26 protein-coding genes and 1 riboswitch are annotated in these 25,355 nt (G+C 60.7%); of the genes, 20 read left to right on the forward strand and 6 right to left on the reverse strand.

The window, feature by feature from the left end; translation table 11 throughout:
• The first annotated feature begins 6 nt into the window (after positions 1-6).
• From C4N23_RS08120 to C4N23_RS08140, 5 genes are all read left to right on the forward strand, one after another.
• Positions 7-1,020: a methionine ABC transporter ATP-binding protein gene (locus tag C4N23_RS08120; protein WP_112145332.1), complete on the forward strand. Its 1,014-nt coding sequence runs from the start codon at positions 7-9 to the stop codon at positions 1,018-1,020.
• On the forward strand, positions 1,017-1,673 hold the full coding sequence (locus tag C4N23_RS08125; protein ID WP_055189632.1) for a methionine ABC transporter permease: 657 nt from the start codon (positions 1,017-1,019) through the stop codon (positions 1,671-1,673). The genes C4N23_RS08120 and C4N23_RS08125 overlap by 4 nt, the downstream gene beginning before the upstream one ends.
• A gap of 128 nt (positions 1,674-1,801) precedes the next feature.
• Positions 1,802-3,076 (forward strand): O-acetylhomoserine aminocarboxypropyltransferase/cysteine synthase family protein, encoded by a 1,275-nt coding sequence (locus C4N23_RS08130; RefSeq protein ID WP_112145333.1) that lies wholly within the window; start codon positions 1,802-1,804, stop codon positions 3,074-3,076.
• A 21-nt stretch (positions 3,077-3,097) separates the two neighbouring features.
• A complete protein-coding gene (gene metA, locus C4N23_RS08135) occupies positions 3,098-4,036 on the forward strand; it encodes a homoserine O-acetyltransferase MetA (RefSeq protein WP_055189636.1) in 939 nt (312 codons plus the stop codon).
• 54 nt (positions 4,037-4,090) lie between these two features.
• Complete coding sequence (locus C4N23_RS08140; RefSeq protein WP_055189638.1) at positions 4,091-5,122, forward strand: DmpA family aminopeptidase; 1,032 nt, start codon at positions 4,091-4,093, stop codon at positions 5,120-5,122.
• A gap of 43 nt (positions 5,123-5,165) precedes the next feature.
• Here C4N23_RS08140 and C4N23_RS08145 read toward each other — a convergent pair whose 3' ends face one another.
• From C4N23_RS08145 to C4N23_RS08160, 4 genes are read right to left on the reverse strand one after another with little or no spacing between them, the layout of a single operon-like run.
• On the reverse strand, positions 5,166-5,744 hold the full coding sequence (locus tag C4N23_RS08145) for a flavin reductase family protein (protein WP_112145335.1): 579 nt from the start codon (positions 5,742-5,744) through the stop codon (positions 5,166-5,168).
• The gene (locus C4N23_RS08150) at positions 5,741-6,718 is read right to left on the reverse strand and encodes a glycosyltransferase family 2 protein (RefSeq protein ID WP_055189642.1); all 978 of its coding nucleotides are present in this window, start codon (positions 6,716-6,718) and stop codon (positions 5,741-5,743) included. Before C4N23_RS08150 ends, C4N23_RS08145 begins: the two co-directional genes overlap by 4 nt.
• Before the next feature lie 17 nt (positions 6,719-6,735).
• Positions 6,736-8,160 (reverse strand): ArnT family glycosyltransferase, encoded by a 1,425-nt coding sequence (locus C4N23_RS08155; RefSeq protein WP_112145337.1) that lies wholly within the window; start codon positions 8,158-8,160, stop codon positions 6,736-6,738.
• 11 nt (positions 8,161-8,171) lie between these two features.
• On the reverse strand, positions 8,172-8,834 hold the full coding sequence (locus C4N23_RS08160) for a Crp/Fnr family transcriptional regulator (protein ID WP_242983756.1): 663 nt from the start codon (positions 8,832-8,834) through the stop codon (positions 8,172-8,174).
• A gap of 196 nt (positions 8,835-9,030) precedes the next feature.
• Between C4N23_RS08160 and C4N23_RS08165 the strand changes: the two genes are divergently transcribed.
• Positions 9,031-10,059, forward strand: a complete 1,029-nt coding sequence (locus tag C4N23_RS08165) for an ABC transporter substrate-binding protein (protein WP_112145417.1) — start codon at positions 9,031-9,033, stop codon at positions 10,057-10,059.
• 167 nt (positions 10,060-10,226) lie between these two features.
• Here the strand turns inward: C4N23_RS08165 and brnQ are convergent, their stop codons facing one another.
• Positions 10,227-11,486: a branched-chain amino acid transport system II carrier protein gene (gene brnQ / locus C4N23_RS08170; protein WP_112145341.1), complete on the reverse strand. Its 1,260-nt coding sequence runs from the start codon at positions 11,484-11,486 to the stop codon at positions 10,227-10,229.
• Positions 11,487-11,640: 154 nt separating this feature from the next.
• On the opposite strand from brnQ, the gene C4N23_RS08175 reads away from it, so the two are divergent.
• Both C4N23_RS08175 and C4N23_RS08180 read left to right on the forward strand, forming a co-directional pair.
• The gene (locus tag C4N23_RS08175) at positions 11,641-12,402 is read left to right on the forward strand and encodes an ABC transporter permease (RefSeq protein WP_112145343.1); all 762 of its coding nucleotides are present in this window, start codon (positions 11,641-11,643) and stop codon (positions 12,400-12,402) included.
• On the forward strand, positions 12,403-12,984 hold the full coding sequence (locus C4N23_RS08180; protein ID WP_242983757.1) for an ATP-binding cassette domain-containing protein: 582 nt from the start codon (positions 12,403-12,405) through the stop codon (positions 12,982-12,984). It abuts the gene before it with no gap.
• Between the two features lie 75 nt (positions 12,985-13,059).
• Here C4N23_RS08180 and hemW read toward each other — a convergent pair whose 3' ends face one another.
• Positions 13,060-14,142, reverse strand: coding sequence for a radical SAM family heme chaperone HemW (hemW, locus tag C4N23_RS08185; RefSeq protein WP_112145345.1), 1,083 nt, complete (start codon positions 14,140-14,142; stop codon positions 13,060-13,062).
• 100 nt (positions 14,143-14,242) lie between these two features.
• On the opposite strand from hemW, the gene C4N23_RS08190 reads away from it, so the two are divergent.
• From C4N23_RS08190 to C4N23_RS08235, 12 genes are all read left to right on the forward strand, one after another.
• A complete protein-coding gene (locus C4N23_RS08190; RefSeq protein ID WP_112145347.1) occupies positions 14,243-14,944 on the forward strand; it encodes a Bax inhibitor-1/YccA family protein in 702 nt (233 codons plus the stop codon).
• Between the two features lie 141 nt (positions 14,945-15,085).
• On the forward strand, positions 15,086-15,871 hold the full coding sequence (locus C4N23_RS08195) for a M23 family metallopeptidase (protein ID WP_112145349.1): 786 nt from the start codon (positions 15,086-15,088) through the stop codon (positions 15,869-15,871).
• 147 nt (positions 15,872-16,018) lie between these two features.
• Positions 16,019-17,308 (forward strand): BaiN/RdsA family NAD(P)/FAD-dependent oxidoreductase, encoded by a 1,290-nt coding sequence (locus C4N23_RS08200; protein WP_112145351.1) that lies wholly within the window; start codon positions 16,019-16,021, stop codon positions 17,306-17,308.
• Positions 17,309-17,320: 12 nt separating this feature from the next.
• Positions 17,321-17,983, forward strand: coding sequence for a (d)CMP kinase (cmk, locus tag C4N23_RS08205; RefSeq protein ID WP_112145353.1), 663 nt, complete (start codon positions 17,321-17,323; stop codon positions 17,981-17,983).
• Between the two features lie 10 nt (positions 17,984-17,993).
• The gene (locus C4N23_RS08210) at positions 17,994-18,608 is read left to right on the forward strand and encodes a lysophospholipid acyltransferase family protein (RefSeq protein WP_112145355.1); all 615 of its coding nucleotides are present in this window, start codon (positions 17,994-17,996) and stop codon (positions 18,606-18,608) included.
• Positions 18,609-18,610: 2 nt separating this feature from the next.
• On the forward strand, positions 18,611-20,521 hold the full coding sequence (locus tag C4N23_RS08215) for a bifunctional 4-hydroxy-3-methylbut-2-enyl diphosphate reductase/30S ribosomal protein S1 (protein WP_055189681.1): 1,911 nt from the start codon (positions 18,611-18,613) through the stop codon (positions 20,519-20,521).
• A gap of 91 nt (positions 20,522-20,612) precedes the next feature.
• Positions 20,613-21,230 (forward strand): GtrA family protein, encoded by a 618-nt coding sequence (locus C4N23_RS08220; protein ID WP_112145357.1) that lies wholly within the window; start codon positions 20,613-20,615, stop codon positions 21,228-21,230.
• 153 nt (positions 21,231-21,383) lie between these two features.
• Positions 21,384-21,518, forward strand: coding sequence for a hypothetical protein (locus C4N23_RS14315; protein ID WP_005944717.1), 135 nt, complete (start codon positions 21,384-21,386; stop codon positions 21,516-21,518).
• A gap of 15 nt (positions 21,519-21,533) precedes the next feature.
• The gene (deoC, locus tag C4N23_RS08225; RefSeq protein WP_055189683.1) at positions 21,534-22,199 is read left to right on the forward strand and encodes a deoxyribose-phosphate aldolase; all 666 of its coding nucleotides are present in this window, start codon (positions 21,534-21,536) and stop codon (positions 22,197-22,199) included.
• A 227-nt stretch (positions 22,200-22,426) separates the two neighbouring features.
• Positions 22,427-22,525: riboswitch (SAM riboswitch) on the forward strand.
• Between the two features lie 105 nt (positions 22,526-22,630).
• Positions 22,631-23,785: a methionine adenosyltransferase gene (metK, locus tag C4N23_RS08230; RefSeq protein WP_112145359.1), complete on the forward strand. Its 1,155-nt coding sequence runs from the start codon at positions 22,631-22,633 to the stop codon at positions 23,783-23,785.
• Positions 23,786-23,982: 197 nt separating this feature from the next.
• The gene (locus C4N23_RS14320) at positions 23,983-24,111 is read left to right on the forward strand and encodes a hypothetical protein (protein WP_278312331.1); all 129 of its coding nucleotides are present in this window, start codon (positions 23,983-23,985) and stop codon (positions 24,109-24,111) included.
• Between the two features lie 73 nt (positions 24,112-24,184).
• Positions 24,185-25,327 (forward strand): ribose-phosphate pyrophosphokinase, encoded by a 1,143-nt coding sequence (locus tag C4N23_RS08235; protein ID WP_055189685.1) that lies wholly within the window; start codon positions 24,185-24,187, stop codon positions 25,325-25,327.
• Positions 25,328-25,355 lie beyond the last annotated feature (28 nt).

Below are 25,355 nucleotides of genomic sequence, written 5' to 3' on the forward strand. Positions count from 1 at the left end.
ATTTCTGTGATCGAGATCAAACATCTTTCCAAGACCTTCCAGATGAAGGATGGCGCGGTCAACGCGCTGAGTGACATCAATCTGACCATTCCGGATGGTTCCATCTATGGCATCATCGGCATGTCCGGTGCGGGCAAATCCACGCTGGTGCGCTGCATCAATCTGTTGGAACGCCCCACCGAGGGCAGCGTCGTCATCGACGGCGTGGAGATGGAGAAGCTTTCTCCTGCCGAGCTGCGTGCCCGCCGCCGGGAGATCACGATGATCTTCCAGCAGTTCAACCTGCTGATGCAGCGCAGCTGCCTGAGGAACATCTGTTTCCCCATGGAGCTGGCTGGGGTGAAAAAGGACAAGGCTGAAAAGCGTGCCCGCGAGCTGCTGGAGATGGTGGGGCTGCCCGATAAGGCCAACGCCTACCCGGCCCAGCTTTCCGGCGGCCAGAAGCAGCGCATCGCCATTGCCCGCGCATTGGCGACCGACCCCAAAGTCCTGCTCTGTGACGAGGCCACCAGCGCACTGGACCCCAACACCACCCACTCCATCCTGACCCTGATCAAGGACATCAACCGGAAGCTGGGCATCACGGTGGTGGTCATCACCCATCAGATGAGCGTTGTGGAAGAGATCTGCGATCACGTTGCGATTCTGGACGGCGGCGTTGTGGTGGAAGTGGGCGAGGTGAAGGAGATCTTCTCGAACCCCAAGACCGCTGCGGCCAAGCGTCTGGTGGCACCCAACGGCGGCAGCGCCGCACGGGATCTGTCGAGCTTTGCGCCCGACGACCATGTGGTGCGCGTGACCTTCAACGGTTCGTCCGCCGCAAAGCCGCTGGTGGCGAGCCTTGCCGCCGAGACCGGCATTCTGGTCAGCGTACTGAGCGCTGACACCCGTGACCTGAGCGGCCAGTGCTACGGCAGTATGCTGCTCAAGCTGCCCAAAGACATCGAACAGGCAAAACAGGCGGCCGCCTATATGCGCGGCCAGCCCGGCGTGACCGTAGAGGAGGTGACCGGCGAATGAGCTTTGCAGATTATGGCTTTGCCGTGTGGGAGACGTTCTATGTGACCGTCCTCGCCACTGCGTTTTCGCTGGTCATCGGCTTGCCGCTGGGCGTGCTGCTGGTGGCCGGGGATAAGGACGGCGTCCTGCCCCTGCCCGGCTGGCTGATGCACCTGCTGAATATCGTCATCAACATCCTGCGCAGCGTTCCGTTCCTGATTTTGATGATCTGCGTCTTCCCACTTTCCCGTGCCATCGTGGGCACGACGGTGGGCACCAAGGCCACCATCGTGCCGCTGGTGGTCGCCGCTTTCCCGTTTGTGGCGCGCCTCGTGGAAACGAGCCTCCGTGAACTGGACGAAGGTGTGGTGGAAGCTGCACAGAGCATGGGCGCGACCCCGTTCCAGATCATCACCAAGGTCATGATCCCGGAGTGTCTGCCGGGCCTGATCTCCAGCATGACCACGGCCCTGACCACGATCCTTGGCTACTCGGCCATGTCCGGTGCCATCGGCGGCGGCGGTCTGGGCAAGGTGGCCATCTCCTATGGCTACTACCGCTACCAGACCAACATCATGATCGTCTGCGTCGTGCTGCTGATCCTGCTGGTGCAGGCGTTCCAGTCCGTCGGTACGTTCTGGGCCAACCAGAGCGATAAGCGGCTGAGAAAGTAAAGCCGTATCTCACCGCCCATCTCTCCGGCAGGAAGTTCCAATTTAACGTTTCGATTCCCCGCCGGAGGCAGCTGCTCTCCTGCGGGGAATTGTGCTATTTAGACAAACCCAGTAAAGGAGTATGTAGTATGAATCGCGATACCATCTGCGTGCAGGGCGGTTACACCCCCGGCAACGGCGAACCCCGCCAGATCCCCATCATCCAGTCCACCACCTTCAAGTATGCCACCAGTGAGGACATGGGCAAGCTGTTCGATCTGGAAGCCGACGGCTATTTCTATTCCCGCCTGCAGAATCCCACCTGCGATCTCGTGGCAAAAAAGATCTGTGAGCTGGAAGACGGCACCGCCGCCATGCTGACGTCCAGCGGTCAGGCCGCCAACTTCTTCGCGCTGTTCAACCTCTGCGAAGCCGGGGATCATATCGTTGCGTCCAGCACCATTTACGGCGGCACCTTCAACCTCATCTCCGTCACCATGAAGAAGATGGGCATCGAGGCCACCTTCGTGGACCCGCTGTGCACCGAGGAGGAGCTGAACGCCGCCTTCCGCCCCAACACCAAGGCCGTCTTCGGCGAGACCATTGCAAACCCGGCCCTGACCGTGCTGGACATTGAGAAGTTCGCCAAGGCTGCCCATGCCCACGGCGTGCCCCTCATTGTGGATAATACCTTCCCCACGCCGGTGAACTGCCGCCCCTTTGCGTGGGGTGCGGATATCGTGACCCACTCCACCACCAAGTACATGGACGGCCACGGTGCGGTGCTGGGCGGTGCCATCGTGGACAGCGGCAAGTTCGACTGGATGGCCCACGCCGAGAAGTTCCCCGGCCTGTGCACCCCGGACGACAGCTACCACGGCATCACCTACGCCGAGCGCTTCGGCAAGGAGGGGGCCTTCATCACCAAGGCCACCGCCCAGCTCATGCGGGACTTCGGCTCCATGCAGTCCCCCATGAACGCCTATATGCTGAATCTCGGTCTGGAGAGCCTCCACGTCCGGATGCATCGCCACTGTGAGAACGGCATGGCAGTGGCCCAGTTCCTCGAAGCTCACCCCAAGGTGGCTTACGTCAACTACTGCGGCCTTGCATCCAGCCCCTATCATGCGCTGGCCGAAAAGTATCTGCCGAAGGGCAGCTGCGGCGTGGTCAGCTTTGGTCTGGCCGGGGGCCGCGAAGCCGCCAGCACCTTTATGAAAAACCTGAAGCTTGCCGCCATCGAGACCCATGTGGCCGATGCCCGCACCTGCTGCCTGAACCCGGCGTCCAGCACGCACCGCCAGATGAACGATGAGCAGCTGAAGGCCGCCGGTGTGCCTGCCGAGCTGGTCCGGATGAGCTGCGGCCTCGAAAGCAGTGAGGACCTGATCGCTGATATCGCACAGGCTCTTGATAAAATCTGACCCTGAAGGAGAAGAACCGCTATGCCCCTGATCATCCCTAAAACGCTTCCCGCCTACGATGCGCTGTATGAGGAAAACGTCTTCGTCATGCACCGGGAACGGGCGGCTTCCCAGCACATCCGCCCGCTGGAAATCCTCATCCTGAACCTGATGCCGACCAAGATCGCCACCGAGACGCAGATCGCCCGCTTGCTGGCGAACACGCCGCTGCAGGTCCATATGACCCTGCTGCAGACGGTCAGCCACGAGGCAACTCACGTTTCGGCGGCGCATCTGGACGCCTTTTACAAGACCTTCGACGAGGTGAAGAACAACCGCTACGACGGGATGATCATCACCGGCGCCCCGGTGGAGACGATGGACTTTGAGCAGGTGGATTACTGGCCGGAGCTGTGCGAGATCATGGACTTCAGCGAGACGAACGTCTACTCCACCCTCCATGTCTGCTGGGGTGCACAGGCGGGGCTGTATTACCACTACGGCATCCGCAAGGAGATCCTGCCCCAGAAGATGTTTGGCATCTTCGAGCACCGGGTCACCCGGCCCTCGAACCCGCTGGTGCGCGGCTTTGACGAGGTGTTCTACGCCCCCCACAGCCGCCACACCGGCATCTCCCGCGCGGACGTGGACGGCTGCAAGGCCCTGCGCATCCTTGCCGAGAGCGACGAGGCCGGGCCTTTCCTGATGAGCACCGAGAACGGGCGGCAGATCTTCGTTACCGGCCACCCGGAGTACGATAAGTATACGCTGGATGCCGAGTATAAGCGGGATGTGGCCAAGGGGCTGCCCATTGCCATCCCCAAGAACTACTACCCCAACGATGACCCGGAGCAGCCGCCGCTCTTCCGCTGGCGGGCCCATGCACATTTGTTGTATGAGAACTGGCTGAACTATTACGTCTACCAGAATACCCCCTATGACCTTGGTGCCATTGAGCGGGTGAAGCACGAAACCAGATAATATGTCAGAAAAGGGCTGCCGCGCGGCGACGGCCCATTTTTAGGAGGAAGCAGCATGGGAATTGCAGGAAACAAGTGGGGGTTCACGGTGGGGCGGCTGCCCCACGGCCCCTTGGATAAGATCAGCGATGTGCCGGGGGTGACGGTGGGCCACTGCACGCTGGCGGAGGGAAACATCCAGACCGGCGTGACGGCTCTGCTGCCCCATCAGGGGGATGTCTTCCACGACAAACTCTTGGCGGCAAGCTATGTTATCAACGGCTTCGGCAAGACCACCGGCCTTGTCCAGATCGATGAACTGGGCACGCTGGAAACGCCGATTTTGTTCACCAATACGTTGAGTGTTGGAACCGTGGAGACGGCGCTGGTGAAGTACATGCTGGCCCGCAACCCCGACATCTGCGAGACCACCGGCAGCGTGAACCCGGTGGTCTGCGAGTGCAACGACAGCGGCCTGAACGACATCCGGGGCCTTCACGTCACCGAAGAACACGTCTTCGCTGCACTGGCCGACTGCAAGGCCGATTTTGCCGAGGGTGCCGTCGGGGCCGGGCGGGGAATGCGCTGCCACGGCCTGAAAGGCGGCATCGGGTCGGCCTCCCGGCAGCTGGAGCTGGACGGGAAACGGTACACCATCGGTGCCCTCGTTCTCTCGAACCACGCCGTCTTCGACGACCTCATCGTGGCGGGGACTCCGATCCACGACCTGCTGGACAAATCGATCCCGCCCCATGAGGACAAAGGCTCCATCATCACGGTGCTGGCGACGGATATCCCGCTCAGTGAGCGTCAGTTGCGGCGGCTCTGCCGCAGGGCGCTGGTGGGCCTGTCCCGCACCGGGTCCATGTGCGGCAACGGCAGCGGCGAGATCGTCCTCGCCTTCACCACGGCCAACCGGGTCCCCCATGACTCTGAAACGGCCATCCTCCCCCTGCAGATGCTCCACGATGACGCCATCAATCCGCTCTTCCGCGCGGTGGCCGAGTGCGTGGAGGAAAGCGTCCTGAGCAGTCTGCTTCACGCCGAGACCGTGACCGGCTACCATGGCCGCACGGTGCAGTGCCTGACGGAGCTGCTGAACCAGTAAAGAAAAAATCCATCTGACGGTGTCAGATGGATTTTTTTTTTACTTATCGACGTGTTTTCTTTTTCTTCCGCACGCTGTAGCCGAAGGTGCCCAGCTTTTTGCCGAGGGCCAGATACTCGCCGTGGCTGTAGACGATGAGCTTGGCCTTGTCGAGGCAGAGCTTGCCGCTTTCGTCCAGCAGGGATTCGTCCACGTCACAGGCCACGACTTCGGCCAAGAACAGGTCGTGGCTGCCCAGCGGGAGGACTTGTGTGACCCTGCACTCCAAGTTGACGGGGCTTTCCTCCAAGATGGGGCAGTCCGTCAGCACTGAGCCCGGCGCAGCGTGGAGGCCGCACGCGGCAAACTTGTCCACCTCGCGGCCGCTCTTGACGCCGCACCAGTCCACCGCGCGGACCAGCGCTTCGGTGGGGAGATTGATGGCAAACTGGCCGCTCTCTTGGATCAGGTGGTGGCTGAATCGCTCCGGCCGGACGCTGATGGAGACCATGCTGGGCTGGGTGCAGATGGTGCCGGTCCAGCCGATCGTGATCAGGTTGGGCGTTTCCAGCCCGCCGCAGGAGACCAGCACCGGCGGCTCCGGGTTCAGAAGGGTGCTGCCTTTCCAACTCTGTTTGCTCATCCGTGATACTTCCTTTCGTAGGGGGCCCATGTCCGCTCACTGATGATGTAGCGGGGGCGGGCCTTGGTCTCCATATAGATTTTGCCGATATATTCGCCGATGACGCCGAGGCAGATGAGCTGTACCCCGCCCATGAAGCAGACGATGCAGACGGTGGAGGCCCAGCCCGCCACCACGCTGCCCATGGCCGCTTGTACGATGGCCCAGATGACGCCGATGAAGCTGATGAGGCTGACGATGATGCCCGCCCCGGTGATGAGCCGGATGGGCTTGTTGGACAGGCTGGTGATGCCGTCAAAGGCCAGCGCCAGCATCTTGCTCAAGGGGTAGTGGCTCTCGCCGGCGAGGCGCTCGTGGCGCTCGTAGCTGACCGTTGCGCTGGGGAAACCCACCAGCGGCACCATGCCGCGCAGGAAGATGTTGACTTCTTTGTAGTCGGCAAAGCTCTCCAGCACGCGGGCGCTGATGAGGCGGTAATCGGCGTGGTTGAACACGATGTCCGCGCCCAGCGCGTTCATCAGGTGGTAGAAGCCCTCGGCGGTGAACCGCTTGAAGAAAGTGTCGGTGTCGCGGCGGCTGCGCACGCCGTAGACCACCTCGGCCCCATCCAGATACTTCTGAACCATCTCGTCCATGGCGTCGATGTCGTCCTGCCCGTCGCAGTCGATGGAGATGGTGATGTCGCAGCCATTTTCCTTGGCCTCCATCAGCCCGGCCAGCACGGCGTTCTGGTGGCCGCGGTTCCGGCTCTGAGAAATGCCGATGAAATGCTCGTCTTCCTGTGCAAATTTGCAGATCAGCTCCCAAGTGGCGTCCTTGGAGCCGTCGTTGACGAAGAGCACCCGGCTCTTGTCGCTGACCATCTCTTTTTCCGCAAGGGTCTTGATTTTTTGCAGGAACATCGGTGCCGTGATGGGCAGGACCTTCTCCTCGTTGTAGCAGGGGATCACGATCCAGAGAATCGGTTTGGACATAAAATGATACCTCGTTTTTATGGATTGTACAGCAGTGCAAATTCCTCTGTCTGCCGGATGACCTCGTATTGCGGGTAGGCGTCCAGCGCGGCAGCGGAAGTGATCAGATAAGAGCCGCTGTCGGCGGCGAAGGCCTCCGCCCCACCGTCGCAGGGGGTGGCATCGGTGAGCCACTCGGTCTCCATCAGCTTGATCTGCTGCCATTTTCCGGCGTCGATATAATAATGTGCCTTCGCGGGGGTGGAGCAGTCGGCCAGAAGGAGCGAAAGCCCGGTCACGGAGCGGGAGGGTTCCACGGCGTAACGCCAGACATTATGAGCCGAAAAGCAGACCACCAGCCCCAGAGAGAGGGTCAGCAGAAGCTTGGGCCATGCGGCGGAAGGAAGCCGCTGCTTTGCCTGATGAACGGCAAGAGCACTCAGAAGGACGATGGCCGGATAGACACAGAGGATATACCAGAACAGCTTGGAAGAGGCCGCCGAAAAAAGAACAAAAGGCACCAGAACCGCCAGCACGCAGACCAGCGCATCGTAAAAAGGGGCGCTGCGCTGCCGGAACGCATTGCTGCGCAGCAGCAAAGCAAGCCCGAACAGCGAAAGCAGGATCAGGAAAATCGAGCTGACACTGCGGCCCAGAACGCCCAGATAAAAATAGACAGGGGCGGCGTGTTCTTCCAGCGAGCCGGTGGCGCGGTTGACCACATCGTAGGTGAACATGGAAATCAGAAACGAGAGGCCGTCTTTCCGCCAGCGGGCCAGCGCCCAGAGCCCGGCGGGGCCAAGGCTGGAAAGGGCGCAGAGGGCATAGTGCTTCAGGCGCATCTGCGAAAAGCGCCCGGTGAACAGCAGCGTCAGCAGGACGAGCAGCGCGATGGTCCCGGCGTGCCAGCCTTTTGCGAGGAAGGCAAACGAGAATGCGAGGCAAGCGCCGTAAGTCCATGAAAATTTCCGGCGGCTTTCGCACAGGCAGAGGACGGCGATCGTGTAGCAAAAAATGAACAGCGCGTCCGCATCGCCGTTGCGGGCGGCGTGGTAGTAAAACAGCTTGCCGCAGGAGGCAAAGGCGAACAGGGAGAAAACGGCCTCGGTTTTTCCATAGCGTTTCCAGAGGAAGGCGGCGCAGAGCAGCGCACTCAGAAACATGGAAACGCCGGAGAAAAAGCGCAGACCATAGGCGTTATACCCGAACAGTTTATAGCCCAAAGCGATGAGCCACTCGCTGAGGGGCGGCTTCAGGTTCCAATAGTCAGGCGAGTAAGCATAGGTAGTGACGATCGGTTCGCCGGTTTGGAGCATTTCATAGGCGCTGACGCCGTGGCGGGCTTCATCCCAGTCCATCAGCTCACCGTAGTCCAGATGGTAAAAACAGAGCAGCGCAAGGAACAAGATGCCCGCCGCCAGCCCACAGGCCAGCAGGATGCGCTTGGTTCGGGGATTTTTCATGAAGACCTCCCTTACTGCACCATCTGCCGCAGCGCGTCGGGCTGGAGCAGTTTGAAGCTGGAGCGGTAGGTGTCCAGCAGACCGTCGCGCTGCATGAGGCTGAGCTCCCGTGAAAGAGCGCTGCGGTCACAGTTGAGGTAGTCCGCCAGCTGGATGCGGGAGTAGGGGATGGAGAAGGTCAGACTGCCCTGCTGCTCGGCTTCGCCGAGCAGGTAGGCGCAGACCTTGGCGCGCAGACTCTTCAGCACCAGCAGGTCCACCCGGCGGGAGAGGAGGAAATACTTGTCGCTGATGGTGCGAACAAGATTCTGCAGCACCCTCTGGTGGGCGGCGCTGCCGTCCGAGAGGAGCAGCCGGTCGTAGGGGATCAGCAGCACCTCGCACCCGGAGGCGGCAACTACGGTCACGGGGCTGTCGAGGCTGGAGCCGCCCAGCACGTCGCCGAAGACGCCGCCGGGCCCCATCTGGGCGATGGGCACCCGTGCGCCGCCCGGCGCGGGGCGGTAGGCCTCGATGCTGCCGGTCAGTACCACGCCCACCCGGCGGTTGGCGGCCCCGGCCTGAACAAGGGCTTCCCCCCGGCCGTAGCTGCGGATGACAGCGCCCAGCTCGCCCAGCAGAACACGGAGCGCGTCGGCTTCGATGCCGGTGAAAAGAGAGGTCGTTTGCAACAAAGGAAGAATGTTTTCCATAATCGTCCTGTGAGGCGTTCTCCGGGCCCTCACCGCCCTTTGGTGATTCCGTTGCGCGTGCAACGGTATTTTTGGCTCTATTATAGTAAACTTGAGCCTGTAAAGCAAATGTTTTTCGAAAAATTTGCAAATTTGTTCGGGTTTGGAACAAATCGAGAGAGGAAGGAACAACACAATGATGAAAAAACTGACATCTCTGCTGCTGTCGGTGGTGCTGCTGGTCAGTCTGCTGGCGTGCGGCGCATTGGCCAAGACCAACTCCACCGTCCGGGTGGCGGGCCTGAAGGGGCCCACCACCATGGGTCTGGTGAACCTGCTGGCCATGGAGGAAAACGGCACCGCTTCCCAGAAGTATGATCTGCAGCTCTACGGCGCAGCCGACGAGATCGTGCCCAAGCTCATCAAGGGCCAAGTGGATATCGCGGCCATCCCCGCAAACCTTGCCGCCACCCTGTACCAAAAGACCAACGGCGGCATTCAGGTCATGGCCGTCAACACGCTGGGCGTGCTGTACGTGGTGGAAAAGGGAGACACCGTCCACAGCTTTGCCGACCTGAAGGGCCGCACCATCCTGTCCACCGGCAAGGGCACCACGCCGGAGTACGTGCTGCGCTACCTGCTGACCAAGAATGGCATCGACCCGGACAAGGATGTGAAGATCGAATACTACAGCGAGGCTTCCGAGGTGACCGCCCAGATGGCTGCCACCAAGAAGGACGCCATCGCTGTTCTGCCCCAGCCCTATGTGACGGCCGCTCAGATGAAGGACAGCGACCTGCGTGTGGTGCTGGACCTGACGAAGGAGTGGAACAAGGTCTGTGACACCCAGCTCATCACCGGCGTCACTGTGGTCCGCACCGCTTACGCCGAGGATCACCCGGAAGAGGTCATCAACTTCCTGAAGGATTACCAGAAGAGCGTGGAGGCCGCCAACAACGATATCGACGGCACCGCTGCCCTGTGCGAGAAGGTGGGCGTCGTGGCCAAGGCGGCCATTGCCAAGAAGGCTCTGCCCAAGTGCAACATCGTCTACCGCATCGGCGACGAGATGAAGGCCGACGTCAACGCCTATCTGCAGGTGCTGTACGATGCTTCCCCCGCAGCCGTGGGCGGCAAGCTGCCGGACGGCAACTTCTACTACACCAAGGCTACCGTTGCCAAGCGGGTGCAGAAAGCCTTTGAGAGGCTGGTCGCTTCCGTAAAATAAGGATAAAACAAAAAGGGCTGTTGCAGACTCCCTCAGTCACGGCTTCGCCGCGCCAGCTCCCTCGGTGAGGGAGCCTTGGCGTAACGGTAAGCTGTGAAAGCCTCCCTCATTGAGGGAGGTGGCATCGCGTAAGCGATGACGGAAGGAGTTTGTAACAGTCTTTTTCGTTAACGGCAGAAAACCCCGATCCCAAGGCCGACGAGGGCAGGGATGACCCAGCCGAAGCCGAATTGCCCCAGCGGCAGGGCGTTTGCAAACACGGTGGTCAGCGGCAGGGCCGCGAGGACGCTCTGCGCGGCGGTCAGTGCAACACAGCCCACGTAGGCCGGGCGCTTCTGGAACTGCGCGGGCAGGAAGGAAAGGACGATCAGCACGATGGCGACCGGGTAAAGCGCATGGAGCACCGGGGTGGACAGCCGGATGATGCCCGCAAGGCCGATGTTGGAGATGAGCATACTGGCTGCGGCAAAAAAGCCCGCGATGGCCGGGTAGGGGATGCGGGGGAGCAGGGTGTGGAAATACTGCCCCACGCAGGAGATGAGTCCGACGCAGGTATTGAAGCACGCCAAGAGGAAGATGGCCGCCAGCAGCACCTGCCCCGCCCGGCCGAAGAGGGCGCTGGCGAGGGCCGTCAGGGTCTCGGCACCGGTGGCGCAGTCGGGATAGGCGGCCCCGGTCAGCGCGCCGACATGGGCCAGCATGGCGTAAATGACCAGCAGCAGCCCGCCCGCTAGGATGCCGGCCCGGATGGTGCCCTGCCGGACGGCTTTCGGCTCGGTGATGCCCAGCGCCTGAATGTTCAGCGCGATGACGGCCCCGAAGTTGAGCCCGGCGAGGGTGTCCATGGTCTGATAGCCGCCAAGGATGCCCTCCAAGGCGGGCAACTGAGCGTAGGCGGCGGCAGGGGTGCCGTACTGTGCGGCGACCGGGTGGAGCAGACAGCCCGCGAAAAGAATCAAAATCAGGGCGATGAGGGCCGGGCAGAGGACATGGCCCAGCCGGTCGGTGAGCTTTTCGGGCCGGAGCGCCACGAGGAAGGCCGCCGTGAAGAAGACGACGGAATACCCTAGCTGCAGCCCGCGCCCGCCGCCCAGCAGCGGCACCAGCATCTCGAACGAAGTGCTGGCCGTGCGGGGGATGGCGAGGCAGGGCCCGATGGAGAGATAGACCAAAATCGCAAAGGCGAGGGCAAACTTTGGGTGGACCCGGCTGGCCAGCCGGTCCAGCCCGCCCGCGTTGGCCACGGCGGCAACGCCCATGATGGGCAGACCGATGGCGCTGACGGCGAACCCCGCAAAGGCGGGCCAGAGGTTTGCCCCGGCTTGCGCACCAAGGTGGGGCGGAAAGATCAGGTTCCCGGCCCCGAAGAACATGGAAAAGAGCGTAAAACCGAGGAGCAGCAGTTTTTTGCCGCGCAGGTCCTGCATAAAAATGCCCCCTTTTCGAAAGTGAAGTGGTTGAACACGTTCCAGTGTAGAATCAAATTGGCTTCATGTCAAGAAAAAGAAAGGTGAAGAATTGTATTCCTCCACATGATGTGTTATCTTATAAAGGATAAAAGAGAGGAGAACGGGAAGGTTCATGAAAAAAACGAAAAAAAGGCTGCTGTACGGGGCAGCTGTCGTGTTCTGGCTGGTGGTGTGGCAGCTGGCGGCCATGGCCATCGGGCAGGAAGTGTTTCTGGTGTCGCCGATTCAGGCGCTGGGCACCCTGCTGGAGCTTTTGCCGCAGCCGGAGTTCTGGCAGCGCATCGGGTTCAGCGCCGGGCGCATCCTGCTGGGCTTTTTGCTGGGGGCCGTGTCCAGCGTGGTGCTGGCCGTGGCCGCCGAGCGCTGGGCGTGGGTGGAAGCCCTGCTCTCCCCGGTGATGCAGCTGGTCAAGGCCACGCCGGTGGCCAGCTTCATCATTCTGGCGCTGGTGTGGGTCAGCGGGTCGTCGTTGTCCATCCTTATCAGCTTTTTCATGGTGCTGCCTGTGCTGTACGGCGCGGTGCGCACCGGCATCGAGAGCGCCGACGGGCAGCTTTTGGAGATGGCGCGGGTCTTCCGCCTGCCCCTCCCGTGCCGGGTCAAGGCCATCTGGCTCCCGGCGGTGCTGCCTGCGTTCCGGCAGGGGTGCAGCGTAGCGCTGGGCATCTGCTGGAAGAGCGGCGTTGCGGCGGAGGTCATCGGTTTGCCGGACGGCAGCATCGGCGACGCTCTCTACCGGGCCAAGATCACCCTTTCCACCGGGGAGCTGTTCGCGTGGACCTTCGTCATCATCGTGCTGAGCGCTGCATTTGAGAAGTTGTTTCTGGCCCTGCTGGACAAGGCCGTGGCCCGCGCAGCGGGGGAGGAGTGGTGAATGATGCAGTACAAACTGGAAATTCAAAGCCTTACAAAACGATTTGTAGAAAAGACGCTCTTCGAAGATCTGAACCTGACCGTTACCGGCCCGGCGATCCTCTGGGCACCGAGCGGCTGGGGCAAGACCACCCTGCTCCGCATCCTGATGGGGCTGGAAGTGCCCACCTCCGGCACTGTCTCCGGCGTGGGCAGGGTGGGGGCAGTCTTTCAGGAGGACCGTCTCTGCCCCCAGTTGAACGCCGTCCAGAACGTCGAACTGGTGCTGCCGGAGGGAAAAGAACAATACAAAGAGCAAATTGAAATGGATTTTCTACGATTTGGACTGGATAGAGCAGCCCTTGCGCTCCCGGCGCGGAAGCTTTCCGGCGGGCAGAAGCGGCGGGCGGCGCTGCTGCGGGCTCTCTGGGCCGAGAGCGACACCCTGCTGCTGGACGAGCCCTTCACCGGCATGGACCCCGCTACCATGAAAAAAGCCGCGGCGCTCTTGAAGGAACGCTGCGGCGAAAAGGTCGTGTTGTTGGCGACCCACGACAGGGAAGCCATTGAGGAATTGGGGTGGCAGGTTATCGAGTTGGGGTAAGCGGCGGACAACCGGGAAACACCCGGTCATCCGCTGGCAACGCGGCTGCTGAATGGCAGGGCAAGCCCGCTTGCCTTACAGCAGTTCTGCCAGAATGCTGTTCTGCACGATAAGCCCGGCGGGGGTGAGGGCGAGGGTATGGCCGTCGAAGGCGGCGTAGCCGCTTTTGACGCAGTTTTTGACAAAGGCAAGCTGGGCAGTGGAAAATTCCTTACCGTAGCGGGCCTTGTATTCGGCCAAGTCCAGCCCCTTCCGCAGCCGCAATTGCAAAATCAGATAGTCCTCCGCGCCGCATCCGCCATCCAAGACGGGTGCGGCGTTGTCGTTGAGGAAGGCTTCTGTGTCGGCAGGGTAGTAGAACCGCTTGCCGCCCATGCAGGAGTGGGCCGCCGGGCCGAGGCCGAGGTAATCGCCGCAGTCCCAGTAGATGAGGTTGTGTTTGCCCTCATAGCCGGGTTTCGCGAAGTTCGAGATCTCGTACTGCTGGTAGCCGTGGTGTTCCAGCTGCTCCACGGCATAGAGGTAGAAGTCCGCTGCTTCGTCGCCGGTGGGCAGACCCTCCGGCGGGTGCTTGCCAAAGGCGGAATCCGGTTCGATTTTTAATAGGTAGGCCGAAATGTGGGTGGCCCCGCCGGATTCGATCAGCTCCAGCGTCTCATCGAACTCGGCCTGCGTATAATGGGGCAGGGCCAGCATGATATCGCCGCTGATGTTCTCGAACCCGGCCCGCTGTGCCGCCCGGAATGCGGCCCGCGCCTGTTTGGCGGTGTGGGGGCGGCCCAGCGTTTTGAGCTGGCTGTCCCGCGCGGACTGGACCCCGAAGGAAATGCGGTTGACGCCGGCTTCCCGGAAGGCGCGGAGGGATTCTTCTGTGACCGTCTCCGGGTTGGCCTCCAAGGTGATCTCTGCGCCGGGCAGGGGAGACGCGGCTTCCATGAGCCGGGCCGCGTCCGCCGGGTCCAGCAGACTGGGGGTGCCGCCGCCGAAATAGAGGGTGTCCGGCCGGAGGGGAGCGTCCGGTGCAAAGCGGTGCAGCTCCCGCAGAAGGGCATCCACGTAAGCGTGGGGAACGCCCCGCTTTCCGGGTGCAGAATAGAAATCGCAGTACCGGCATTTGGAAAAACAGTAAGGAATATGCAGATAAAGTCCAAGAGACACGAAATATCACTGCCTTTTTCATGAAACGTTCATTTCTATGCAGTATACTATATTTTACAGACCGGGGCAAGGCTCCGGAACAAGACTGGAGGATCTTACCATGGATTACAACCACTATGACCGCGGCTATGCGGAGCCTACGATGAGCGCATCGGACTATATGACCCGCACCTACCGCTGGATGGCGTGCGGGCTGCTCATTACCTTCGCAATGGCCTATATCACCGCGACGACCTCGCTGATCTATCTGGTCGACTCGCTTTACCTTGTGCTTACCATCGCCGAACTGGCGCTGGTGTATGTGCTCAGCGCCCGCGTGCAGAATATGTCCGTGCATGGGGCCCGCGCCGCCTTCTTCGGGTACGCGCTGCTCAACGGCATGGTGCTCAGCTACTACTTCATCGCTTTCTCGGTGGGGGAGCTGATCTTAGCCTTCCTGTCCACTGCCGTGTACTTCGGCCTGATGGCCGTTTACGGCACCACCACCCATAAGGACCTCACCGGCTGGGGCCCCCGCCTGATGATGGCACTGGTGGCCCTGATCGTCACCGGTCTGGTGGGAATGCTGTTCGGCTTCAGCTTTGGCGGCTCGGTGCTCTACTGCGGCATTGGTCTGGTGGTCTTCATGCTGCTGACCGCCTACGACACCCAGAAGCTGCAGCAGATGTACAGCTACTACGCCGCCGACTCCGAGATGGCCGAAAAGGCTTCCGTCTACGGTGCGCTGACGCTGTATTTGGACTTTATCAACATCTTCCTGTATGTGGTCCGTCTGCTGGGCAACAGCCGCCGCCGCAACTGACTCGTCTGATTTATGTGAGAGGTGCTCTCGGTGAGGGTACCTCTCATTTTTTATGCACCGAACTGAATAAAGTCCCCGCAGGGGTCGCACACTACCATCAGGATTTGAACCGTACACAAACGATGATTGGAGTAACGAACCATGGAACAATTCCGAAAATTTCTGCGGGACAAAGGGTTTGTGCTGGCGCTGCTGGCGTGCTTGGTGGCGGCGGCAGCGGCGGGGGTCTGGGCGGTGCGCACCGTCCGTGACGAGCTGAAGGAGAACCTCGACGGCCTGAAAACGCCGGACAGCACTTCCACCCTGCCCGGCATCGACCAAGACCTGACACTCATCCCGGAGGAGGAATATCCCGAATGGCAGCAGCCCGATACGCCCGCCGCAAACAGTGTGGCCAATGTGCCCAAGGCCGAGCTGCCCTCGGCTTCGTCTTCTTCGCCCTCTTCTGGGGCGGCGTCTGGCTCTGGTTCGGTGCGCGAACCCTCCGCGCTGCAAGGCGGCTCCTCCTCTGCCAGCAGCTCGGCAGCGGCTGCCTCCACGCAGCCCGGCTTTGGCAAAATCTTGAACGGCTACAGCGGCGATGAGCTGGTGTACAACAAGACGCTGGGCGACTGGCGCACCCACAACGGCATCGACTACGCCGCCAAGGCGGGGGAGGCCGTGCCCGCGCCGGTGGCGGGCAGCGTGGTGCTGGCCGGTTCCGACGGGAGCTGGGGCCCCACCGTTGCGATCAAGGATGACGCAGGCCGCATCTGGCGGCTCTGTGGCGTGGCCAGCCCCAAGGTGAAGGAGGGCGACATCGTGGCCGCCGGGCAGACCCTCGGCAAGGTGGGGAGCGTCGGCTGCGAGTGCGCCGAGGAAGACCACATCCACCTTGAAGTGAAGCAGGGGGATGCCTACCTCGACCCCGCAAAGTGCAGGAACTAAAATCGCGGCAGCCCGCCGGAGCGCAAGTGCTCCCGGCGGGTTTTTTGTACGCATTTTCCAACCGCTGCGGATTGCAATTGCGGGCCGATTCTGGTATGATACAATAGAACAAATTTCGACGAGAGAACTGGAACGGGAGGAAACAGGATGGCAAACGTGTTGATCGTGGGCGGCGGCGCAGCCGGGTTGATGGCCGCCGGCGCGGCGGTGCGGCAGGGGCACAAGGTGACGGTGCTGGAGCATATGGACAAGCCCGGCCAGAAGATCCTTGTGACCGGCAAGGGCCGCTGCAACGTGACCAACGACTGCACCGCCGAGGAGTTCCTGCGCCACGTGCGGACGAACCCGCGCTTCCTGTTCTCCTCGCTGGGGGCCTTCCCGCCCGCCAAGACCATGGAGCTGTTCGAGGGTCTTGGCGTGGAGCTGAAGGTGGAGTGGGGACGCCGGGTGTTCCCGGTGTCGGACAAGGCGGAGGAGATCCGGCTGGCCCTGCTGCGCTACGCCGAGGGGGCCGAGATCGTCCACGACGGCGCAAAAAAGCTGCTGCTGGAGCCGCTGGCCCCGGCAGAAGAACCCGCAGCCGCCCCGGAAGATCCGCGCCACACCAAAAAGAAAAAGCCCGGCCCGGCGGCCCGCTGTGTGGGCGTGCGGGGCACTTCCGGCAAAGAGTACCGCGCCGACGCGGTGCTGGTGGCCACGGGCGGCCTGAGCTACCCCACCACCGGCTCCACCGGCGACGGCTACAGGCTGGCCCAGCAGGCGGGCCACACCATCGTGGAACCGGTGCCCAGCCTCGTCAGCCTCGTCAGCCATGACCCGGACTGCAAAAAAATGATGGGTCTGGCGCTGAAAAATGTGACCCTGACCCTCTTTGAGGACGGCAAGGCCATCTTCGACGAGCAGGGCGAGATGCTGTTCACCCACTTCGGCATCAGCGGCCCGCTGACCCTGAGCGCATCCAGCCACCTCGGCGACATGAAAAAGCACACCTACTACGCCGAGATCGACCTGAAGCCCGCTCTGAGCGAAGAGCAGCTCTACGACCGCATCACCCGCGATTTTGCCCTGCTGGCGAACCATGCAGCGCAGGGGGCGCTGGTCAAGCTGCTGCCCTCCAGCATGCAGCCGGTGATGGTGGCCCGCTGGGGCATCGACCCGGCCACCAAGGCCAACCAGATCACCCGCGAGCAGAAGCGGGAGCTGGTGCACCTGTGCAAGCACTGGAAGGTGCCCATCGATGCCCGCGGCGACTTGGCCCATGCGGTCATCACGTCGGGCGGCGTCTCCGTGCGGGAGGTGGACCCCAAGACCATGCAGAGCAAAAAGGCGCTGGGGCTTTACTTCGCGGGCGAGGTGCTGGATGTGGACGCTTATACGGGCGGCTATAATTTGCAGATCGCTTTTTGCACCGCGCAGAGTTTTGCAAACAATTTATAAGGAGAGAAAACCATGATTTCAGTTGCGATCGATGGGCCCGCAGGTGCGGGCAAGTCTACGCTGGCCCGCCGTCTGGCGGCAGAGTTCGGGTACATCTATGTCGATACCGGTGCCATGTTCCGCGCCGTTGGCCTGTATGCTCTGCGTGCGGGCAAGGACCCCAAGGACAGCGTTGCCGTCAACGCGCTGCTGCCGGAGATCACCCTGCGGCTGGCGTCCATTGAGGGGGAGCAGCACATCTACCTGAACGGCGAGGATGTGAGCAAGGCCATCCGCACCGAGGAGGCCGGCATGGCCGCTTCGGCGGTGGGGGCGAACCCCGCAGTCCGTGCCTTTTTGCTGGACCAGCAGCGGAAAATGGCCGAGACCCAGAACGTCCTGATGGACGGCCGGGACATCGGCACCGTGGTGCTGCCGAAGGCCACCGTGAAGATCTTCCTGACCGCCACCCCCGAAGCCCGCGCCAAGCGCCGCTGGAAGGAGTATCAGGAAAAGGGCGTGGACGTCTCCTTTGAAAACGTGCTGGCCGACGTGAAGCAGCGGGACTATCAGGACACCCACCGCGAGGCGGCCCCGCTGAAACAGGCCGAGGACGCTGTGCTGCTGGATACGTCGGAGCTCAACTTTGAGCAGAGCTTTGAGGCGATGAAGCAGATCATCGCCGCTAAGGTCTGAGGAACGCGCGATGGTACTATATTATATTTTGCTCCCGCTGGCGTGGCTGGTGTTCCACATCGGCTTCCGGGTGGAGTGTGTGGGCCGTGAGAACCTGAAAAAAGTGCAGACCGGCGGCTGCATCCTCGCGCCGAACCATGTTTCCGCCATCGACCCGGTGTTCGTGGTCATCACCCGGTTCTGGGGAAAGCGGATGGTCGTCTTCGCCAAGAAGGAGCTGTTTGAGATCAACGCCCTGCTGACGTGGTTCTTCCGCTGTATGGGGGCGCTGTGCGTGCGCGGCACCCGCGACGAGCTGGAAACGATCGACAAGACGGTGGAGGTGTGCAAAAACGGCGGCACGCTGCTGATCTTTCCGGAGGGCACCCGCGAAAAAGAGGGCAAGCTCCTGCCCCCGAAGAGCGGTCTGTTCGTCATTGCGGCACAGGCTGCGGTGGACGTGGTGCCGGTGCGCATCCTTTACGACACGCCGGATGGGAAGATGCGGCTCTTCTGCAAAGTGAAAGTCATCTACGGCGAGCCGATGCCCGCCGCACAGTTCGCGATGGAGAGCCGCCGCGACTTGAAGACTCTGCGCGCCAACAAGCAGACGCTGTTGGATGCGTGGGAAAAATTAGGAGGGTGAGTATGGAGATCCGTTTGGCGAAGACGGCGGGGTTCTGCTTCGGTGTGAACCGCGCGGTGGAGCTGACTTACAATCTGCTGGACGAGGGGCACAAGGTGGCAACGCTGGGCCCGCTCATCCACAACCCGCAGGCCGTGGCCGACATGGAGCGGCGTGGTGCGCTGGTGGTCGATACGGTGGACGACATCCCCACCGGATATGAGGTCATCATCCGCAGCCACGGCGTGCCCCGCAGCATCTACGATACGCTGGAGCAGCGCGGCCTCGTTTACCACGACGCCACCTGCCCCTTTGTGAAGAAGATCCAGAATATCGCCGCCAAGGCCGAAGCCGAGGGCGCAGTGCTGCTGGTGGCGGGCGACAAGACCCACCCGGAGGTGCAGGGCATCGTCGGACATACCGGGGGAGAGGTATTTGTTTTCAGTGATCTGGACGAATTGAAGGCTTGGAAAGGCCCTTCCGACCCCTCAAAACCCATTTTTGCGGTTGCACAGACCACATTTCAGGTGACAAAATGGCAAGAAAGTTCGGAGTTTCTCAAAAAAGCCTATACAAACGCCCGAATTTTTGATACAATATGTAATGCGACGTGGGCGAGGCAACAGGAAGCGGAAGACCTCAGCCAACAATGCGACATCATTGTTGTCATTGGCGGTCATCATTCTTCCAATACCCAAAAGCTGGTACAGGTCGCCGCAAAGCACACGCGAGCCGTAACGGTCGAGACAGCGAGCGAACTTCGGCCTGAATGGTTTGCGAATGTTAAAACGGCGGGCGTCACAGCCGGGGCTTCAACGCCATCGTCTATTATTGAGGAGGTACTTAACAGTATGAGCGCAGAAATCAATGACAGCATGAGCTTCGAGGAGATGCTGAACGCATCCGAGGAGAAGCGTGTTCATGCAGGCAGTATTGTGAAAGGAATCGTGACCAGCATCTCTGCCAACGAGATCCAGGTGGATATCGGTGCGAAGCAGACCGGCTTTGTCAAGCTGAGCGAGCTGACCGATGATTCCTCCGCCAAGGTCGAAGACCTGGTGAAGGTTGGCGATGAGCTGGACCTCATCGTCGAGAAGGTTATGGACCAAGACGGCGTCATCCAGCTCTCCCGCAAGAAGCTCGCATCTCGCAAGGGCATGGAAGAGATCGCCAAGGCAGCAGAATCCGGTGAGGTCGTCGAGGGCGACGTGACCGAGTTCAACAAGGGCGGCGTTGTTGTCAACGTCAAGGGCGTCAAGGTGTTCGTCCCCCGTTCTCAGGCCACCATGCGCCGCGACGAGGACTACACTGCTCTGGTCGGCCAGCACGTTCAGCTGGTCGTCACCGAGTGCTCCGGCCGCAAGATCGTCGGCAGCATCAACAAGGTCACCGCTGAGCAGAACAAGGCAAAGCGCGAGGAGTTCTGGGCAAATGTCGAGGTCGGCAAGACCTACACCGGCGTTGTCAAGAGCCTGACCTCTTACGGTGCATTCGTCGATATCGGCGGTGTGGACGGCCTGTGCCACATCAGCGAGCTGAGCTGGAACCGCATCAAGCATCCCTCTGAGGTCGTCTCCGTTGGCGACACCATCGAGGTGTATGTGAAGGACATCGACACCGAGAACCACAAGGTCTCTCTGGGCTACAAGAAGGCTGAGGACAATCCTTGGGAGCAGCTGAAGAACAACTACCCCATCGGCAGCACCTTCCACGCTCCGGTCGTCTCTCTGACCAAGTTCGGTGCTTTCGTCCGCATCCTGCCGGGTGTTGACGGTCTGGTCCACATCAGCGAGATCAGCAATGACCGCGTTGAGAAGGTCTCTGACGCACTGAAGGTCGGCGATATGGTCGATGTGAAGCTGCTGGATGTTGACTTCGATAAGAAGCGCATCAGCCTGTCCATGAAGGCTCTGCTGAACGACGACGCTGAGTAATCAGCGCATCGGGAAGGCATCTGCCTGACACAATGCGATCAACAGCCCCGTTGCCGGGATAACGGCGGCGGGGCTGTTTTGGTATGTTTTTATGATAAACTGGATCAAGAAACACTGGGAAGTGCTGAGCTATCTGGTTTTCGGCGTGCTGTGCACCCTGCTGAACATTGTGCTGTATGCGCTGTTCAACAAGCTGTTCGGCTACACAGCTGCCAACAGCTGGGGCAATGTGCTGGATAACATCATCTGCATCCTGTTTGCCTACTGCACCAACCGCGCCTTTGTGTTCCGCAGCAAAACGCAGGGCAAGGCCATGGCGAGGGAATTTGGTGCATTCGTCACCTGTCGTCTGGGTACAATGTTGCTGGACACTGCAATTATGCTGGTGCTGGGCAATCTGCTGGCTGCGCAGGGTGCAGCGCTGATGGACGAGCTGATGCAGGGGGTGCTGAGCGTGGTGGCCCACTGGCTTGGCCCGGATACGGCCATCCAGATGGCAGCCTCCTATGCAGGCACACCGGCGGGGGTCACGGATGGCTCTGCCGCGATTGCCGTCATCGGCGGTGCAGACGGCCCCACGGCGATCTTCGTCACGGGCCTCTACGACGCGCAGGCGCTTTGGGGCCTTGCCGTGAAGATCTTTTCCAATGTACTGGTGATCGTGCTGAACTATGTGTTCAGCAAGTTGATCATTTTTAAGAAGAAATAACTCCCTCAGTCACCTTCGGTGCCAGCTCCCTCGGAGAGGGAGCCTTGGCGTAACAGAACGCTGAGAAGCCTCCCTCCTTGAGGGAGGTGGCTGCGTCGCAGACGCAGACGAAGGGAGTTTGAAAAATATCAACATTTTAGGAGGTACGGTTTTATGAAGCGTGGTCTGAAAGGTTTTGCATTTCTGGTCTCCGGTCTGGTGCTGGGCATCATTGGTGCAACGGTCTCTGCAACTGCAATTGCCCTGAGTGCTGTCGGCATGGCAAAGGTGCGCCGTGCCAGCAAGTAAAAAGGAGAAACAAACATGACTCGTGAAGAAATTCTCTCCCATGTGGATCACACTCTGCTCAAGCCGGAGGCCACTTGGCCGCAGATCAAGGTTATCTGCGACGAGGCCGTGGAAAATCACACGGCTTCCATCTGCATCAACACCTGCTATGTGAAACAGGCCGTGGAGTATCTGGCCGGCCGCATCCCGGTGTGCTGCGTCGTTGGCTTCCCTCTGGGCGCCATGGACACCGAGTCCAAGGCGTTCGAGGCCAAGAAGGCCATTGAGAACGGCGCTTCCGAAGTGGACATGGTCATCAACATCGGCCGCCTGAAGAACAAGGAGTACGACGCCGTCCGCGAGGACATCCGCGCCGTGAAACAGGCGGTGGGCGACAAGGTGCTCAAGGTCATCATCGAGACCTGCCTGCTGACCGACGAGGAGAAGGAAAAGATGTGCGACATCGTCTGCGAGGCGGGCGCTGACTACATCAAGACCAGCACCGGCTTCTCTACCGCCGGTGCCACCTTCCACGACGTCGAGCTGATGGTCAAGGGCGTGCATGGCCGCTGCAAGGTCAAGGCAGCCGGCGGCATCTCCACCGTCGAGGACATGGAAAAGTTCCTCGCGCTGGGTGCAGACCGTCTGGGTACTTCCCGCGCAGTCAAGCTGCTGAACGGCGAACAGGCGAAGGGGTACTGAGAACTCCCTCAGTCACGGCTTCGCCGTGCCAGCTCCCTCTGGGAGGGAGCCTTAGCGTGACGGCCCACTGCGATAGCCTCCCTCATTGAGGGAGGTGGCATCGCGTGAGCGATGACGGAGGGAGTGCTCCCTTATCAATTTCAGAAAGTTGTCTAAAAATAGTCGGACTGTTCTTGACATTTCGACGAAGGAATGCTAAGATAGCATTCGGAAAACAACTGAATACCGACTTATCAAGAGTGGCTGAGGGGACAGGCCCTGCGAAGCCCGACAACCTGTGCGGAAGCATAAGGTGCCAAATCCTGCGGGAAACCGAAAGATAAGAGTGCAACGCTCAGAACTTCGGTTCTGGGCGTTTTTGTTTGCGCAAAATCTTGATGCCGCGTATGAAGCTGTGAAAGAATCACCACACATTTCTGGAGGACAATTTTATGGCAAGACATCTGTTTACTTCTGAGTCCGTCACCGAAGGACATCCCGACAAGATCTGCGACCAGATCTCCGATGCCATTCTGGACGAGATCCTGACCCACGACCCCGACGCCCGCGTGGCTTGCGAGACCTGTGCTTCCACGGGTCTGGTGCACATCATGGGCGAGATCACCACCAGCTGCTACGTCGATTTCCAGAAGATCGTCCGCGAGGTCATCTCCGATATCGGCTACACCCGCGCAAAGTACGGCTTTGACGCTGACACCTGCGCCGTCATCTCCAACATCGACGGCCAGAGCCCCGATATCGCCCTCGGCACCAACGACGAGGTCGGCGGTGCGGGCGATCAGGGCATGATGTTCGGTTATGCCTGTGACGAGACCCCGGAGCTGATGCCCATGCCCATTTCGCTGGCACACAAGCTGGCCAAGCGCCTGACCGCCGTGCGCAAGAGCGGCGAGATAGACTATCTGCGCCCGGATGGCAAGAGTCAGGTCACCGTGGAGTACGACGAAAACGGCAAGCCCGTCCGCGTGGATACCGTCGTCATCTCCAGCCAGCACAGCGAGAAGGTGAGCATGGAAAAGCTCCGCGCCGACGTGATGGAAAAGGTCATCAAGGCCACCATCCCCGCCGAGCTGCTGGACGAGAACACCAAGTATTATATCAACCCCACCGGCCGCTTCGTCGTGGGTGGGCCGCAGGGTGACTCCGGCCTGACCGGACGCAAGATCATCGTCGATACCTACGGCGGCTATGCCCGCCACGGCGGCGGTGCGTTCTCCGGCAAGGACCCCAGCAAGGTGGACCGCAGCGCCGCTTACGCGACCCGCTGGGTGGCCAAGAACATCGTGGCTGCCGGTCTGGCCAGCAAGTGCGAGGTGCAGGTGGCTTATGCCATCGGCGTGGCAAAGCCCGTTTCCATCATGGTGGACACCTTCGGCACCGGCAAGGTGGCAGACGACAAGATCGAGCAGGCTGTGGAGAAGGTCTTTGACCTGACCCCCGCCGCCATCATCCGCGATCTCGGTCTGCGCAAGCCCATCTACCGCAAGCTGGCTGCTTACGGCCACATGGGCCGCGAGGATCTGGGTGTGAAGTGGGAGAACACCGACCGCGTAGAGGAGCTGAAGGCTGCCGTCGCGGCACTGTAAGACCGAAGATTCGCACAAAAAGGGGCTGTGCATAACTCCTTCCGTCATCGCTGACGCGATGCCACCTCCCTCTGAGAGGGAGGCTTTCACCGCTTACCGTTACGCCAAGGCTCCCTCCGAGAGGGAGCTGGCACGGCGAAGCCGTGACTGAGGGAGTTCGTTGCAACAGCCCCTTTTTGCTGCGCCGGGAGGTCGGTTTGTCAGAAAAAATCGTACTTTTTGTAAAAAACTCACAGAGTCCCACGGATTTTGGAAGAACAGATGTGCAAGGCGCAGAAAATCCGCTGACGGGCGAAGTTTTGGGTGTCGAAACGGGAATTTTGTGATAAAATAAAGACGATATGGACTTCAAGTGGTCTGATCGTTCGGTTTGGTACAGGAACATGAAGGAGTATAAATATGTCCAACGAAATTAATCCGATGGCATTTTTTCAGGAGCCCAGTGTTGCAGATCTGCGTCTGCTGGCCTGCCCCGGTGCGGAAGAGCTGACCGCCCTCATCGACAAGCATCTTGTCGAGTGGGCCAAGTCTGCCGGTGTGGAAAAAGAGAGCTTCATCATCCCCTGCGAGTGCCCCCGCTTCCAGAGCGGTGACGCCAAGGGTCTGGTCAAGGAATCCGTCCGCGGCGACGATATCTTCATCGTGGTCGATCCGGGAAACTACAGTGTGACCTACAACCTGTTCGGCTATGAGAATCACCTCTCTCCCGATGACCACTTCGCCAACCTCAAGCGCCTGATCCAAGCGGTCGCCGGTAAGGCACACCGCGTGTCGGTCATCATGCCCAGCCTGTACGGCGGCCGTCAGCACCGCCGCGTCGTCCGCGAGAGTCTGGACTGCGCTGTGGCTCTGCAGGAGCTGCAGACCATGGGCGTCAGGAACATCATCACCTTCGACGCTCACGATCCCCGCGTCCAGAACGCTGTGCCGCTGCTCAGCTTTGACAACGCCATGCCGACCTATCAGGTCCTGAAGAGTCTGCTGAAGAAGAACCCGGAGATCAGCTTCGACAAGGAAAAGTTCATCGTGGTCAGCCCCGACGAGGGCGCTATGAGCCGCAACATGTACTTCTCCAGCGTGCTGGGCTGCAATCTGGGCATGTTCTACAAGCGCCGCGATTACACCCGCGTCGTCAACGGCCGCAACCCCATCGTTGCCCATGAGTATCTGGGCGAATCCGTGGAGGACAAGACTGTCTTCATCGCTGACGACATCATCGCTTCCGGCGAGAGTATGCTGGAGGTTGCCGGCAACCTGAAGAAGCGCGGCGCCAAGCGCATCATCGCCAACGCCACCTTCCCGCTGTTCACCAGCGGCCTCGCAAAGTTCGATCAGGCCGTTGCCGACGGGATGCTGGACTACGTGGTGGGCACCAACCTGACCTACCGTATGCCCGACCTGCTGACCCGCGACTGGTACGTGGACGTCGATGTCTCCAAGTATGCGGCGTACTTCGTCGTTGCTCTGAACCACGATATGTCCGTTTCCAGCATCATCGACCCCATCCAGAAGATCGAGGCTCTGCTGGCAAAGCGCAGCTAAAAGAGAGCTTATAACAAAAAATGCCTGT

Origin of the sequence: Faecalibacterium hattorii (assembly GCF_003287455.1) — a bacterium.
Taxonomy (GTDB): Bacteria; Bacillota; Clostridia; order Oscillospirales; family Ruminococcaceae; genus Faecalibacterium; species Faecalibacterium hattorii.

Coding starts and splice junctions, on each gene's coding strand:
- C4N23_RS08125 (WP_055189632.1), top strand. CDS start 1,017: ATGAGCTTTGCAGATTATGGCTTTGCCGTGTGGGAGACGTTCTATGTG.
- C4N23_RS08145 (WP_112145335.1), bottom strand. CDS start 5,744: ATGAGCAAACAGAGTTGGAAAGGCAGCACCCTTCTGAACCCGGAGCCG.
- brnQ (WP_112145341.1), bottom strand. CDS start 11,486: ATGCAGGACCTGCGCGGCAAAAAACTGCTGCTCCTCGGTTTTACGCTC.
- C4N23_RS14315 (WP_005944717.1), top strand. CDS start 21,384: ATGAAGCGTGGTCTGAAAGGTTTTGCATTTCTGGTCTCCGGTCTGGTG.
- C4N23_RS08200 (WP_112145351.1), top strand. CDS start 16,019: ATGGCAAACGTGTTGATCGTGGGCGGCGGCGCAGCCGGGTTGATGGCC.
- metK (WP_112145359.1), top strand. CDS start 22,631: ATGGCAAGACATCTGTTTACTTCTGAGTCCGTCACCGAAGGACATCCC.
- C4N23_RS08235 (WP_055189685.1), top strand. CDS start 24,185: ATGTCCAACGAAATTAATCCGATGGCATTTTTTCAGGAGCCCAGTGTT.
- C4N23_RS08215 (WP_055189681.1), top strand. CDS start 18,611: ATGGAGATCCGTTTGGCGAAGACGGCGGGGTTCTGCTTCGGTGTGAAC.
- cmk (WP_112145353.1), top strand. CDS start 17,321: ATGATTTCAGTTGCGATCGATGGGCCCGCAGGTGCGGGCAAGTCTACG.
- metA (WP_055189636.1), top strand. CDS start 3,098: ATGCCCCTGATCATCCCTAAAACGCTTCCCGCCTACGATGCGCTGTAT.
- C4N23_RS08210 (WP_112145355.1), top strand. CDS start 17,994: ATGGTACTATATTATATTTTGCTCCCGCTGGCGTGGCTGGTGTTCCAC.
- C4N23_RS08130 (WP_112145333.1), top strand. CDS start 1,802: ATGAATCGCGATACCATCTGCGTGCAGGGCGGTTACACCCCCGGCAAC.
- C4N23_RS08150 (WP_055189642.1), bottom strand. CDS start 6,718: ATGTCCAAACCGATTCTCTGGATCGTGATCCCCTGCTACAACGAGGAG.
- C4N23_RS08180 (WP_242983757.1), top strand. CDS start 12,403: ATGATGCAGTACAAACTGGAAATTCAAAGCCTTACAAAACGATTTGTA.
- C4N23_RS08155 (WP_112145337.1), bottom strand. CDS start 8,160: ATGAAAAATCCCCGAACCAAGCGCATCCTGCTGGCCTGTGGGCTGGCG.
- C4N23_RS08140 (WP_055189638.1), top strand. CDS start 4,091: ATGGGAATTGCAGGAAACAAGTGGGGGTTCACGGTGGGGCGGCTGCCC.
- C4N23_RS08195 (WP_112145349.1), top strand. CDS start 15,086: ATGGAACAATTCCGAAAATTTCTGCGGGACAAAGGGTTTGTGCTGGCG.
- C4N23_RS08165 (WP_112145417.1), top strand. CDS start 9,031: ATGAAAAAACTGACATCTCTGCTGCTGTCGGTGGTGCTGCTGGTCAGT.
- deoC (WP_055189683.1), top strand. CDS start 21,534: ATGACTCGTGAAGAAATTCTCTCCCATGTGGATCACACTCTGCTCAAG.
- C4N23_RS08220 (WP_112145357.1), top strand. CDS start 20,613: ATGATAAACTGGATCAAGAAACACTGGGAAGTGCTGAGCTATCTGGTT.
- C4N23_RS08190 (WP_112145347.1), top strand. CDS start 14,243: ATGGATTACAACCACTATGACCGCGGCTATGCGGAGCCTACGATGAGC.
- C4N23_RS08175 (WP_112145343.1), top strand. CDS start 11,641: ATGAAAAAAACGAAAAAAAGGCTGCTGTACGGGGCAGCTGTCGTGTTC.